This is a genomic window from Ruegeria sp. AM1 (assembly GCF_056540745.1).
This window is the reverse complement of record NZ_JBQFXH010000001.1, coordinates 210,262-222,843: the sequence shown is the minus strand read 5'-3', so window position 1 is coordinate 222,843 and position 12,582 is coordinate 210,262. Positions and strand designations below refer to the sequence as shown.

Below are 12,582 nucleotides of genomic sequence, written 5' to 3'. Positions count from 1 at the left end.
AAATCGGTCCCGTCAAAGCCGCCATTCGGACCTTAAGAACAAGGTCGGCATGTTCGGCCGCCCCGGACGCCCCGGACGACGCATCCCCGCCGGTGGCCGGATAGGAAAAATCGGATCCTGCGGGATCGGCGCAGGCAGTGCGCCCATCGGGTTTGACAAGGCAGATAAATCGCCCTTGGCCGCCAACATATCAATCAGCGCGGTTGCTTCGTCTTCTGTTGCAACAGGATAGCTGATCCGGTTGGGCCGCGGCCGCATGCTGAAACGACCGCAAGAACAGAAGGCCTGCAACCCACCCTGAACAAAAATCACCTCATCTTCGTCGAAATACAGCGTTCTGACATCAAATGAAGACCCAGGAACCTGCGAACTTAACCTGCATTTCCCGTTCAGAAGCCTGGCCGGAACAACCGAAAAGCCGCCCGCTTCGTTGTCGATTTTACTGAGGTCCAGCGCGATCCCCTGCTCGGGCATCAGCCAGACAGGGTTGCCGTTATAGGCCGCCTGCGCCGGCACGAAAATCGGCAAACTCTCAGGGCGGCTCTCACCTTCGGGAATTGCAACCCGATCCACCGAAATGCGTCGCACCTCACGGAAACCATGGTCCAGTGTGCGCACTAGGTCACCGACCACAATCCGTTCGACCACTTTCCAGCCACTGGTCGTTGCAATTTTGGTCCCATGCAGGAAACCGCCTCGACGCGGCGAAACAGCTTCTTGAACACCATCCTGTTCAGAGATGTCCGACCGATCCGAAAAACTATGAATACTCACTACTTCCAACACGTGCCTCACCCCCTTTTGGCACCAACAAACTACGTCACTGTACTAGCATGAAAACACGACGGAGGACTTATTTTTGACACTTTTAGGCCCAGATTAAGCCGAAAATGGATGGATTCCCGAGGGTTTCAGAGACACTCCGGGTGCAAAATCGGCATTTATTCCAATTTTGGAAACTAATGGCCACGAAGCTCATCGAACCGATATCCGAATCTTTCGATATCCTCGGCACAAGCAGACGCAACGGCGCGCGCGCTTCTGGATGAGTAGTACCGACGATAGTCCCGGTCCCGTTCAGACATGTTGAGATGCGGCAGCGAGATATCAAAGCCCAAATGTGCCATCAGCGGTGCGGCATCCTGTTCGAAATGCTCTAGCCGGATATAGGCCTGGCATTGCTCTACCCCATCCGCGCGCGTCATGTAGTGCCGCGCAGGGCTTTGGTGGAATGCGCTCTGCGTCTCGGGATGCAATACAAAGGCCTCAAAATCCAGCGACCTAGCGAGCGTGACCGCCTTGTGGTCAAATGTCTGCCCTCGCAGCCAGTGATAGTAGCTGACCATCCGGTCCCATGGGTTGCGCACAAGGGTGAAGGCAAACAGGCCCTGCATCTGATCGGCAGACAGGACCCCATCAATATCCGCCAGCGTCGCGTGTTTCCAAAGACGTCCCCGCGCCCGCAGGTGCTTCTTGCGCTTGCGCCGCCTCAGCGCTTTGGGCGTATCCCCAAAAAGGATGTCATCCCTCATCGCCCGCTGTTCCAGCGCCAGCGCAAGCGAGGTTCCCCCGGTCTTGGGCATATGCACGAAGATATAGGAGCGTCCGGTTGAGATAATCAAGCCTTGCCCGCCTGTGCCCGCGGCGCTGCCTCGGCACGCGCGGTCCTCCATCCCAGCAACACACCTGCGGCCGCGATCAGAGCGATACCTGCAATCTGCAGCTGACCGATGGTCTGCCCCAGTGCAACCCACGCAAAGAGTGGCCCAAAGATCATAACTGAGTATTCAAAGACAGCGACATAAGACGGCTCGCCAAGCTGATAAGCTTTGATCAACATAAAGACGGCAACCGTTGATCCGACCGCCTGCACCAAAACCCAGGGCAAGGCCAGATCCATCGGCCAGACCCAGCCCCGCGTCACAAAACCTGCGGGTCCCTCGGGCGTCGCCATAGGAAAGAACGTAAAGCCGAGCAGCCCGATCCCTCCGGCCAGACCCAGTGTTGTGATCATCGTCGCCAGCAGGGCAACTGTGCTTTCATCTGCGCAGCGGGTGCGCGTGACAATGGCGCTGAGCGCGTAAAAGAACCCTCCGGCCACCGGCAACAGAGTCAGCATATCGAAAGACCGCAGATCGGGTTGCAATACGCACATGATACCAACAAACCCCATCAACACCGCCAGAATGCGCCATGGCCCGATCGGTTGCCTGAGAAACAGCGCCGAAATCAACAGGACAAAAATAGGCGAGGTAAACAGCCCAGCCAACGCCTGCGCAATCGGCATCAGGGCCAGAGCGCTGAAATAAAACAGCATCGCCAGGGTGATCAGAACGCTGCGCAACAGGACAAAACCTATCCGACGTGGCCGCAGGCTGCCGAAGCCCAACAACGAAAGCACCCCGATAAGCGGCAACATCATCAGCGCCCTGCTGAAATGAAACTGCCAAAGACCAATGGTTTCTGCCAGCCGGATCACAAAGTTGTCGATGACCCCGATGATCGCCATCGACGCCACCATCAACACGGATGCCAGCATCAGAGAGGTCTGCGGCGGCGCATGCATTTTTGTATCCCGCTCCCTTTCAACGGCCTGCCAAAACGGCAGTTCTAGTATCCAGCATAATTGCGAAACATATCGCAACAAGTTTGCGCCCCGAGGCGGCAACATGCTAAGCTCATCTCAAACGAGAACGAGCAGTAACCAGTTCCATGACCGCACTAAAACAGTACCAGCGGATCGAAGCCACCGGTCTGTGGCGCCCCTCGCCCGATGAACAGCGGCGCGAGGTAGTGGTCTCGATTGGCGAGGCAACACTGACGATCTCGGACTTCAATGATCATGCGCTGACCCATTGGTCTCTGGCAGCGCTTGAACGTCAAAACCCCGGCGCGTACCCGGCGGTTTTCAACCCCGATGGCGACCCGGGTGAGACGCTTGAGCTGGATGAATCCGAGACCACAATGATTGAGGCGATAGACAGGTTGCAGCGCGCCATCGAAAAGGCACGTCCGCGTCCCGGCCGGCTTCGGTGGCTCAGCGTCGGAGGCGTTGTCGCAGTGGTGGCGGCAGTGCTGCTGCTTTGGCTGCCCGATGCTCTGCAAAGCCATGTCGTCTCGGTCGTGCCGGCGATCAAGAGGCAAGAGATTGGCAACACGATTCTGCAACGGATCGAACGGGTGTCCGGGCGCGCCTGTGCTTCGCCGGACGCGCAGGCCTCACTGGATCGTCTTGCGCGGCGCACAGGTGTCCGTCAGATTGTGATTCTGCCCGCAGGGGTAAAAGACAGCCTCAGCCTACCCGGCGGGACCATCCTGCTGAACCGCGCACTTGTCGAAGATCATGAAGACCCCGCCGTTGCTGCCGGCTATGTGATCGCCGAGCGCGCACTTGCGGCGTATAGTGATCCGCTGGACGATCTGTTGAACCACACCGGACCTTCTGCGGCGTTCCGTCTGCTTACCACCGGCCAGCTGACCGCCGATATTGTGGATACCTATGCGGAACAGGTACTATCCGAACCGCGACCGACGCTGACGGATGATCAACTGCTTGCGATGTTTGCGCAGGCCGCGATGCCCTCAACCCCCTACGCCTACGCCCGCGACATCACGGGCGAGACGGTTCTGGGATTGATCGAGGCTGACCCGATGGCAGGGCGAACGCTGGAACAGGTCCTGCCGGACCGCGATTGGGTTCAGTTGCAAAACATCTGCGGCGAGTGAACGGGACTATTTGGTCCCGAACATGCGGTCACCCGCGTCGCCCAGCCCAGGCATGATATAGCCTTTTGAGTTCAGCTCGCGATCCAGCGCAGCGGTAACGATATGCACATCCGGGTGCGCTTCTTTCATGCGGGCGACACCTTCGGGCGCGGCCAACAAGCAGAGGAAACGAATGTCTTTCGCCCCGGCCTCTTTCAACAGATCAATCGCGGCAGCCGAGCTGTTGCCCGTTGCCAGCATCGGATCAACGGCTATGACCAGACGATCCTTCAGCCCCTCTGGGGCCTTGAAGTAGTACTGAACCGGTTTCAGTGTCTCCTCGTCCCGATAGAGGCCGACAAACCCGACTCGTGCCGACGGGATCAGTTCCAGTACGCCATCCAGCATGCCGTTGCCCGCCCGAAGGATCGAGACAAGGGCCAGTTTCTTACCCGCCAGAATGGGGGCATCCATCTCTTCCATCGGGGTTTCGATATGGCGTGTGGTCTGCGGCAGCTCACGTGTGACCTCATAGGCCAAAAGCAAGGTGATCTCGCGCAGCAGCTGGCGGAATACGGCGGTGGATGTGCCCTTGTCCCGCATGAGCGTCAGCTTGTGCTGCACCAACGGGTGATCAACGACGGTCAGATGTTCGCTCATGTGTTCTCCAGTCTTTTTCTGACCCGCGCGCGGGTCTCTTCATCGCAAAAGGCCGCGTTCAGGGCCGTATCGTTGAGGGCGGCAAAGTCCTCGGCCTGCCAGCCGAAGGCCTGCCCCAGCATCTCATATTCGCGCCGCATTGTGGTGTGAAAAAACGGCGGGTCATCGGTTGAGACCGTGACCTTTACCCCCGCATCACGCAGGCGCGCAATTGGATGGGCGGCAAAATCGGGGAACACCCCCAGCACAACGTTGGAGCCAGGACAAACCTCAAGCGTGACGCCGCGATCGACCAGTTCGCGCACCAGATCGGGGTCTTCGATGGAGCGTACGCCATGGCCAACCCGTTCCACCCCGAGATCACGGATTGCATCCCGCACGCTCTCTGGCCCGCCAAACTCACCTGCATGGGTCGTCAGGCGCAGGCCGGCCTCTCGCGCGCAATCAAAGGCCCATTGAAAGTCACCCTGACGGCCAACAGATTCGTTCCCTCCCATGCCAAAACCGGTGATCCAATTCCCGGCTGTTTCGGCGGCGCAGATGGCGCTCTGCCGGGATTGCTCTGGCCCGAAGTGACGCACGCAAGTGACGATCCCGCGCAGCGTAATGTCGAACTTGCGCTCGGCCTCATCGGCTGCGTCGCGGATCGCGTTCAGATAATCCTGCCATGCGTTAAGGTCACCACCACCGCAGAAATCGGGGCTCAGGAACGTCTCGGAATAGACCACGCCGTTTGCCGCGCTTTCTTCGAGAATGGCAAGCGTCAGGCGGCGAAAGTCTTCGGGTGATTTCAAGACCTCACAGGCGGCCTCGTAAACATTAAGAAAATGCGCGAAGTCCCTGAAATCATAGCTGCCATCCGATTTGAAAATACCGCTCAGATCGATGCGTTTTTCATGGGCAAGCTGGCGAATGAACGCCGGAGGTGCGGCCCCTTCGTGATGCAGGTGAAGTTCGATTTTGGGGAGATCAGCGACTGTCATAGAAAGCTCCTGCCGGGACCTTGCGCCGGAACACCCAGATGATGGGCGATGCTGGCGGCGATATCTGCGAAATTGACCTGACCGATCTGACCCGCCCCTTGCCCGGCGACCAGAACCGGCACCTGCTCGCGCGTATGGTCCGTTCCGATCCAGCTGGGGTCATTGCCGTGATCTGCGGTCAGCAGCATCAGATCATCGGGGCGCAGTTTCTCAAGAATGGCGCCGATCTCGCGGTCGAACCATTCCAGCGCGCGCACATAGCCGCTGATGTCGCGCCGATGGCCGTACAAGCTGTCGAACTCGACAAAATTGGCAAAGGTCAGGCTGCCGTCTTCGGCCTGATCGACCAGATCGGAAAGGTGCACCATCAGCTCGGCATCAGATCCCTTGCGCAGCGTATCGATCCCCTGCATCGAGAATATGTCGCCTATTTTGCCCACTGCATGCACGCGCTGCCCCGCATCCTGCACCCAATTGGTCAGCACAGGCGCAGGGGGCGTAATAGCAAAATCCTTGCGATTGGTCGTGCGGGCAAAGCCCTGCTCAGCCGAGCCAACGAATGGCCGCGCGATGACCCGTCCGACCTTCATCTCATGCAGCATCGGCGCCAGTGTTCTGCACATCTCCAGCAGTTTCTCGAGCCCGAAGCTTTCTTCATGCGCTGCGATCTGAAACACGCTGTCCGCTGAGGTATAGCAGATCGGCCAGCCCGTTCGCATATGTTCGTCCCCCAGTTCCGCAATGATCGCGGTACCCGATGCATGGCAACCCCCCAGAATACCCGCTGTTCCGGCGGCAGCGGCGGCGGCGCGGCTCAGATGGGGGGGGAATGCGGGCTTGCTTTCGGGGAAATAGTGCCAGTCCCACGGAACGGGCAACCCTGCCAGTTCCCAATGGCCCGAGGGGGTGTCTTTGCCCGGCGAATGTTCCCGCGCGCATCCCCACAGGCCCGTTGGCGTGATTTCAAGCCCCGGCGTTTCCGCACCAGACGCCAAACGCGCCGCAGCACCCAGCCCAAGGCGATCCAGGTTCGGCATGTGCAAAGGGCCTGACCGGCCTTCTTCGGCGCGCGTGGCGGCACAGGCTTGCGCAATATGGCCCAGCGTGTTTGCGCCGGTGTCCGGGGTATCCCCATTAAAATACTGGTCCGCATCCGGTGCGCCGCCGATGCCGACGGAATCCATGACAACCAGAAACGCGCGGCTCATGGCGTGATCCGTTCATGGATCAGCTGCGGTGGTTCGATCCGCGCCGGACCGATTGTAACCGAGCGCTGAATAACCTCGGCAGCCCGTCGCGCCGCGTCTTCGCGCGCGGCATGTACGGTGGCCAGAGGCGCGCCCTTCGCAACCTTCTCTCCAAGCCGGACAATTTCCGACAGCCCGACTGCGGGATCAATTGTATCGCTTTCGACCTGCCGACCGCCGCCCAGCGCCACAACTGCAAGGCCCAACGCTTCGCCATCAATGGCCGTGACATATCCGTCGATCGGGGCCTGAACCTCAAGAATGACGCTGGCTTCGGGCAGATAGCGCGACCAGTTATCAACAAAACCCAGCGGCGCGCCAACAGCGGCCATCATCTTGCCAAACCGTTCTGCCGCCCGGCCATCGCGGATTGACCCGGCAATCAGGTCACGCCCGTCCGACGCGCTATCGGCGATCCCTGCATCTGCCAGCAGAACGCCCCCCAACTCGGTCGAGATTGTTGCGAGCGCCGTGTCGTACCCACCAGTCAGCACTTTCATAACCTCGGCCACCTCAAGCGCATTGCCCAATGCAGGCGCCAGCGGCTGGTTCATGTCTGTGATCACCGCAGATGTCTTGCACCCGGCGGCGTTTGACGTCTGAGACAGAGCGGTGGCCAGTCGGCGCGCATCTTCGAGGCTTTTCATAAACGCGCCGCTGCCGACTTTGACGTCGAGAACCAGCGCATCCGGGCTGGCCGCGAGTTTCTTGGACAGGATCGACGCTGTGATCAGATCCAGGCTTTCCACGGTTGCGGTGACATCGCGAATTGCATAAAGTCGCTTGTCCGCCGGCGCGATTTGCGCGGTTGCGCCAACAATGGCGGCCCCGGTTTCCTTTAATATCTGTGCAAGCCGGTCCTGCCCGATCTGCGTGCTGACACCTGGGATTGCCTCAAGCTTGTCCAGCGTACCGCCGGTATGCCCCAGCCCGCGGCCCGAGATCATTGGAACATATGCCTCGCATTCCGCGAGCGCCGGTGCAAGAACCAGACTGACGCAATCGCCCACGCCTCCGGTCGAGTGCTTGTCGATCACCGGGCCATCCAGATCCCACTGCAAGACATCGCCACTGTCGCGCATTGCGCGGGTCAGCGCCTCGCGGCCCTCGGCATTCAGCCCGCCCATGCATACCGCCATGGCAAAGGCCGCCGCCTGCGCATCGCTGACAACACCGTCGGCGAGGCCCTGCGCGAACCAGGTCAGTTCCTCAGAGGTTGGCACGTCATTTTGGCGCAGCTTTGTGATAATTGAACGGGCGTCCATCTGAGCTGCCTCTATAGAAACGTCTTGTCAAAGGCACCCGGCAGCAGATCTGCGATGGTGGTTTTGACTTCTGCCCCTGCAACTGTTGCCATTGTGACCACTACATCACCCGCACCAAACTCTGCCAGTTTCTGACGGCAGCCCCCACACGGCGGCACCGGCTGCGCGCTGCCCGCAACCACATAAACCTCGGCCAATTGGGTTTCACCCGACGCGACCATCGCGGCAATTGCGCCAGCCTCGGCACATGTCCCTTCGGGATAAGCGACATTTTCAACATTGCACCCCATGTAGACGGCACCTGATGGGGTCCGCACCGCAGCGCCCACCTTAAAGCCGGAATAGGGTGCGTGCGCATTTTCGCGCACTTTAATGGCTGCCTCTCTGAGTGACATTGCGATTCCTCAGCTTTTGATCATCTGGTCAGAAAGCGATACTCTAAATGAAGGCAAGTGGAAACTTTAAGCCCCTTTACAGCGAAATTTAGCCCAAGCGCTCCGACCCTGACCAAGACCATATGAAATTTGGTCGCTGAACTCGGCCAGATGCGATCCTACCGGTCGCCTTCTAGCAGCTTGTGGCGCAGGGCCGAATCCAACACAGGATCGCAAGGTCGCACCTTGGGGAGGCTCTCTTGGGCTTGCGAAGCCTTGACGAAGGCACCTCATCAGACAAACAATCGCAAGTTAGGTCGCAGCATTGTCTCTGGCAGAGGCGCCAATCCCCCCTGAAATTTGACAAAATCATGGCGCCCCCCACACTAGCGATCGTGTAGTTTAATAAGTGTTGGTAGTTATGGAACCAGTTAACAGGACCCAGGCCCGGGTCGATGCGCTCGGTGAGCTTGGGCTTGACCCATCGGCCGGTGCAGATGAAATTCGCGACGCGTGGCGGCGCATTGCGTTTCATGCACACCCGGATCACACCGGAGGCGATTATACAAACTTTTCTCAGGCAAAAGCTGCGTATGACTATCTGCGCGCTGAAGGTCTGACCGACCGGAGTACCGAGGCGGATGCTCAGCCTCAGCCACGTCGGCCCAAGTTGCGAAAACGTCTGATCGAGTTCGATGCCGAAGAGCTGAAAACCTGCTACGGCCTGCTCAACGCGGATCTTGCATTGTCGCACCGGAGAGACGAGGCAGAGGACGACGATGCCGCCAATTTGGCTAAGGCTACGGGCCGTGCATCCGATCACGTGCCAGAGGCTGTCGAGTGTTTCGGGCGGGACCTGACCTTCGTTGTCACCTCTCCGGTTTGCGAAGGTCCAAATCGGATCGCACTACCGACATGCATTTTGGTAACCCGCCGGCAGGCAGAGCCCGAGATCCTCGCGTTTCAGTCCAAAAGTTCCGGTGTCGGCGAAGTGGTGATACCCGACGCCCTGCGGGAGAGTAAATTTCCCGGCGCCAAAAGCGTGCGCATCCGGTTTGACGCCGATCAGCAGATGCATCGCCAGCATTGAGCGCACTTCATTGTAACAAAGCCCGGCCTAACCGGCCGGGCTTTGTCAAACAGATCTGATATCAGTTAGAAATCGGACCTTCCGAGGTGAATTTCGGAATGACGGCGGCAGAGGCACCCGCACCTTCGATGCCCGGCCAGTTTCCTTCGGCCAGATCAATGTTGCCGGGGACGTCTTCTTCCCAGAAGCCCACAACAACATCCGTGATGTTCAGATACAGCTTGTCATCCACGATCCGCCACAGGTTCGGGTTTGCGGGAACCTTACCACCGCGCGATACGCCATAAGCACAGTGACCATCATATTGCGGCGCATAAAAGGCCGGGTTCTCGAGGAACTTGTCGCGGTTTTCCTCGCTGGCAAAGGCCCATGTCGAACCATTGTAATCCGCCGTGATATCCGCGCGACCGCGAACCGGAGACGGCTGTGTCTGCCCAACCGGAGCCTGATCAAGGCCACGATAGGAGACAACATCATAACCCGAGACTGCAAATCCGGTGCCGTCGATATATTGCGGCCCCGCAAAGGCAGGAACAGCCAACGCCATAGCGGCGGCAAAAGTCAGGGCAAATCGTTTCATGTGATCAATCCTTTTGTCTCATCAGTCTCAAGGGTGCCTGTGCGGCGGTATTGCCGTGACAATATGCGATTTCAGATCACTTCGTAGCCCTGCTCGCGACGCTGTGAAATCTGACGAGCAATCGTGAGGCATTTGAGGGCTAATGTTTCAAACCCGGTTCCGCGTTAGGGGCTGGACTCTCAGGATTGCAATATTAGCTGTTGAGCTGCGGGCATACCGCCCGGCACTGGCACGAAAGGCACGAGATGAGCGACAACGCAACTTACACCCCGCCAAAGGTCTGGACCTGGGACAGCGAGAGCGGCGGCCAATTTGCAAATATTAACCGGCCCATCGCAGGTGCCACCCACGACAAGGACCTGCCGGTCGGCAAGCACCCATTGCAACTGTATTCATTGGCCACGCCAAACGGCGTCAAGGTCACGGTCATGCTGGAAGAGTTGCTGGCACTGGGTCATGAAGGCGCCGAATACAACGCTTGGCTCATCAATATCGGCGAAGGCGATCAGTTCAGCTCGGGCTTTGTGGGCGCCAACCCCAACTCTAAAATCCCAGCACTTTGGGATCGGTCCGGCGATGCACCCGTGCGTGTCTTTGAAAGCGGCTCTATCCTGTTTCACCTTGCCGAGAAATTCGGCGCATTCCTGCCTGAACCGGGCCCGGGCCGTGTTGAGGTCATGAACTGGCTGTTCTGGCAGATGGGCAGCGCGCCTTATCTTGGGGGTGGGTTTGGCCATTTCTACGCCTATGCGCCGGAAAAATGGGAATACCCGATCAATCGCTTTGCGATGGAAGCCAAGCGTCAGCTGGACGTTCTTGAACGCGAACTGTCCAACAAGACCTATATCGCGGGCGACGATTACACGATCGCAGATATCGCGATCTGGCCGTGGTACGGTCAATTGGTTCTTGGCCGGCTTTACGAAGCGGCCGAGTTTCTGGATGTCGAATCCTACAAGAACGTCATGCGGTGGGCTAAAATGATTGACGAGCGTCCGGCGGTCAGCCGCGGCCGTATGGTCAACCGCCCCTTTGGCGAACCTCACACTCAACTGCACGAACGCCACGATGCCAGTGACTTTGAGACCAGGACGCAGGACAAGCTTGCGGCTACCTCAGAGTAACGAAAGCAGGCAACTTAACCACGCGACCCGTTTCGCGTGGTCAACAAGTTGGTTGTCTATTTCAAAATCGGCGGCTTGCCCGGATCGCTGCCCGGCACGACGGGAGATAACTCCCGTTTTTCCGGTTGAGGCAGTTCAAAACGCAGGCCAGCGCGCGCTAAGGCCGCAGCAGCGCTGTCTTCGGGATCAAAGAAACCAACATCCAATGCACCCGCCTCGATCCCCGAAAAGGTCAACGCTTCGGAGACGGCTTTGGCCAAGGCCGACTGCGCCCCATCCAGCGCGCCGATGAAGCCCAGCATGTGACCGCGACCACCTCCGTCAGATGTTGTGCCAACAAGATAGGCCGATTGAGCAAGCCCCACCGCTGTTGCCAGCTTGGCGTCCAGAGCGGTCAGCAAGCTGTCAGGTAGACCCGATGGCGACAGAAATTCTGCCAGTTTCTGTTGCACCTCTTCCGGCGTGTGTTGCAGCGTACTGGACAGCCATCCCAACGCCTCGGCGGGAACCAACATCGATGACGGCGCCGTATCCAGGTTCAACCCTAGCCCGATGCCCTGCCCCGCAAGCATCGACGACAACACCCGGCCTGAAAGCGCCACATAGGGCACCGGACGACCGGCAAAGCGCACCAGACGCTCCTCTCGGTCGAAGGCCAGAACAAAGCGACCATCGGCGACATCGAACAGTTCGGGCTGAATCTGCTCGTCCCGCGCCTCTTCGGTCAACATCAGGAACAGTTCGCTGTCGGCAAGCCGTTCAAAGAACCGCAGCCGCGCCGCATCATCCTGCGGGTCAGCCTGCATTCCGGCATGTGCGGCGTCCAAAGCCGTTTCAGTCATTCAGCACCTCCTGAACCCGCGCGCGCAGAACAGGCAGCAGATCGCTTTCGAACCACGGGTTTTTCTTCAGCCATGCCGTATTGCGCCAGGACGGATGAGGCAAGGCAAAGGCGCACGGCGCATGGTCTCGCCAGTTGCGTACCGTATCAGTAACTGAGGTTTGCACATCCAGATGGTATTTATGCGCGTGCCCCCCGACCAGGACGGTCAGCGGCACATCGCCCAAGGCGCGCATCACCTTGTCATGCCACGTGCGGCCACAAATGGCCGGCGGCGGCAGATCAGCCTTGCGTTCATTGTAGCCGGGAAAACAAAACGCCATCGGCACGATTGAAACGCGAGACAGATCATAAAACACATCCGGACCTATGCCCAGCCAGTCGCGCAGGCGATCGCCAGAAGGATCGGTGAAAGGTCGCCCCGACTCGTGGACCCGCGCCCCCGGCGCCTGACCCGCAATCAGGATACGCGCGCCAGAGCGGAACCAGACGACCGGGCGCGGCTCATGTGCCGTAACGGTCTGCGCGAATGTATCGGCACATATGCGACAGGATTTGATCTGTTCAGGCAGCGAATTCATCTGACCGCAAGATTTCCCTGAAAAAACTTGTCCATCTCTCTGTGCAAAGATAACGGGTCTGCTGCTTTGGTCCAGCAACCAGAGCAGAATTCAGATCACATTCCTTATAACAAGAACCGGTACGCATTGATC

Annotated in this window: 14 protein-coding genes; 3 read left to right on the top strand and 11 right to left on the bottom strand. The window is 58.9% G+C overall.

Annotated elements, in window-relative coordinates; all coding sequences use genetic code 11:
• Positions 1–12 precede the first annotated feature (12 nt).
• The 3 genes from ACR0I7_RS01110 to ACR0I7_RS01100 form a co-directional block, all read right to left on the bottom strand.
• Positions 13–774 carry a Hint domain-containing protein gene (locus ACR0I7_RS01110; protein ID WP_480507584.1) on the bottom strand — a complete coding sequence of 254 codons (762 nt, stop codon included), beginning with the start codon at positions 772–774 and terminating at the stop codon, positions 13–15.
• 185 nt (positions 775–959) lie between these two features.
• On the bottom strand, positions 960–1,622 hold the full coding sequence (locus ACR0I7_RS01105; RefSeq protein WP_480507582.1) for a sulfotransferase family 2 domain-containing protein: 663 nt from the start codon (positions 1,620–1,622) through the stop codon (positions 960–962).
• Positions 1,619–2,566, bottom strand: a complete 948-nt coding sequence (locus ACR0I7_RS01100) for a DMT family transporter (protein ID WP_480507580.1) — start codon at positions 2,564–2,566, stop codon at positions 1,619–1,621. Before ACR0I7_RS01100 ends, ACR0I7_RS01105 begins: the two co-directional genes overlap by 4 nt.
• Before the next feature lie 146 nt (positions 2,567–2,712).
• Between ACR0I7_RS01100 and ACR0I7_RS01095 the strand changes: the two genes are divergently transcribed.
• Positions 2,713–3,726 carry a hypothetical protein gene (locus tag ACR0I7_RS01095; protein WP_480507578.1) on the top strand — a complete coding sequence of 338 codons (1,014 nt, stop codon included), beginning with the start codon at positions 2,713–2,715 and terminating at the stop codon, positions 3,724–3,726.
• 6 nt (positions 3,727–3,732) lie between these two features.
• Here ACR0I7_RS01095 and upp read toward each other — a convergent pair whose 3' ends face one another.
• From upp to ACR0I7_RS01070, 5 genes are read right to left on the bottom strand one after another with little or no spacing between them, the layout of a single operon-like run.
• Positions 3,733–4,365: a uracil phosphoribosyltransferase gene (gene upp / locus ACR0I7_RS01090; RefSeq protein ID WP_480507576.1), complete on the bottom strand. Its 633-nt coding sequence runs from the start codon at positions 4,363–4,365 to the stop codon at positions 3,733–3,735.
• Positions 4,362–5,348, bottom strand: coding sequence for an adenosine deaminase (locus ACR0I7_RS01085; protein ID WP_480507574.1), 987 nt, complete (start codon positions 5,346–5,348; stop codon positions 4,362–4,364). Before ACR0I7_RS01085 ends, upp begins: the two co-directional genes overlap by 4 nt.
• Positions 5,345–6,556, bottom strand: coding sequence for a phosphopentomutase (locus ACR0I7_RS01080; protein ID WP_480507572.1), 1,212 nt, complete (start codon positions 6,554–6,556; stop codon positions 5,345–5,347). The genes ACR0I7_RS01085 and ACR0I7_RS01080 overlap by 4 nt, the downstream gene beginning before the upstream one ends.
• Positions 6,553–7,860 carry a thymidine phosphorylase gene (locus ACR0I7_RS01075; protein WP_480507570.1) on the bottom strand — a complete coding sequence of 436 codons (1,308 nt, stop codon included), beginning with the start codon at positions 7,858–7,860 and terminating at the stop codon, positions 6,553–6,555. The genes ACR0I7_RS01080 and ACR0I7_RS01075 overlap by 4 nt, the downstream gene beginning before the upstream one ends.
• A gap of 11 nt (positions 7,861–7,871) precedes the next feature.
• On the bottom strand, positions 7,872–8,255 hold the full coding sequence (locus ACR0I7_RS01070) for a cytidine deaminase (protein ID WP_480507568.1): 384 nt from the start codon (positions 8,253–8,255) through the stop codon (positions 7,872–7,874).
• A gap of 400 nt (positions 8,256–8,655) precedes the next feature.
• On the opposite strand from ACR0I7_RS01070, the gene ACR0I7_RS01065 reads away from it, so the two are divergent.
• Positions 8,656–9,324, top strand: a complete 669-nt coding sequence (locus tag ACR0I7_RS01065) for a J domain-containing protein (protein WP_480507566.1) — start codon at positions 8,656–8,658, stop codon at positions 9,322–9,324.
• A gap of 61 nt (positions 9,325–9,385) precedes the next feature.
• On the opposite strand, the gene ACR0I7_RS01060 is transcribed toward ACR0I7_RS01065, so the two are convergent.
• Complete coding sequence (locus tag ACR0I7_RS01060) at positions 9,386–9,904, bottom strand: YHS domain-containing (seleno)protein (protein WP_480507564.1); 519 nt, start codon at positions 9,902–9,904, stop codon at positions 9,386–9,388.
• A 245-nt stretch (positions 9,905–10,149) separates the two neighbouring features.
• Here ACR0I7_RS01060 and yghU point away from each other — a divergent pair, with 245 nt between their 5' ends.
• On the top strand, positions 10,150–11,028 hold the full coding sequence (gene yghU, locus ACR0I7_RS01055) for a glutathione-dependent disulfide-bond oxidoreductase (protein ID WP_480507562.1): 879 nt from the start codon (positions 10,150–10,152) through the stop codon (positions 11,026–11,028).
• A gap of 56 nt (positions 11,029–11,084) precedes the next feature.
• On the opposite strand, the gene ACR0I7_RS01050 is transcribed toward yghU, so the two are convergent.
• Together ACR0I7_RS01050 and ACR0I7_RS01045 are read right to left on the bottom strand one after the other, a co-directional pair.
• Positions 11,085–11,870 carry an SseB family protein gene (locus ACR0I7_RS01050; protein ID WP_480507560.1) on the bottom strand — a complete coding sequence of 262 codons (786 nt, stop codon included), beginning with the start codon at positions 11,868–11,870 and terminating at the stop codon, positions 11,085–11,087.
• Positions 11,863–12,450, bottom strand: coding sequence for a uracil-DNA glycosylase family protein (locus tag ACR0I7_RS01045; RefSeq protein WP_480507558.1), 588 nt, complete (start codon positions 12,448–12,450; stop codon positions 11,863–11,865). Before ACR0I7_RS01045 ends, ACR0I7_RS01050 begins: the two co-directional genes overlap by 8 nt.
• Between the last annotated feature and the right edge of the window lie 132 nt (positions 12,451–12,582).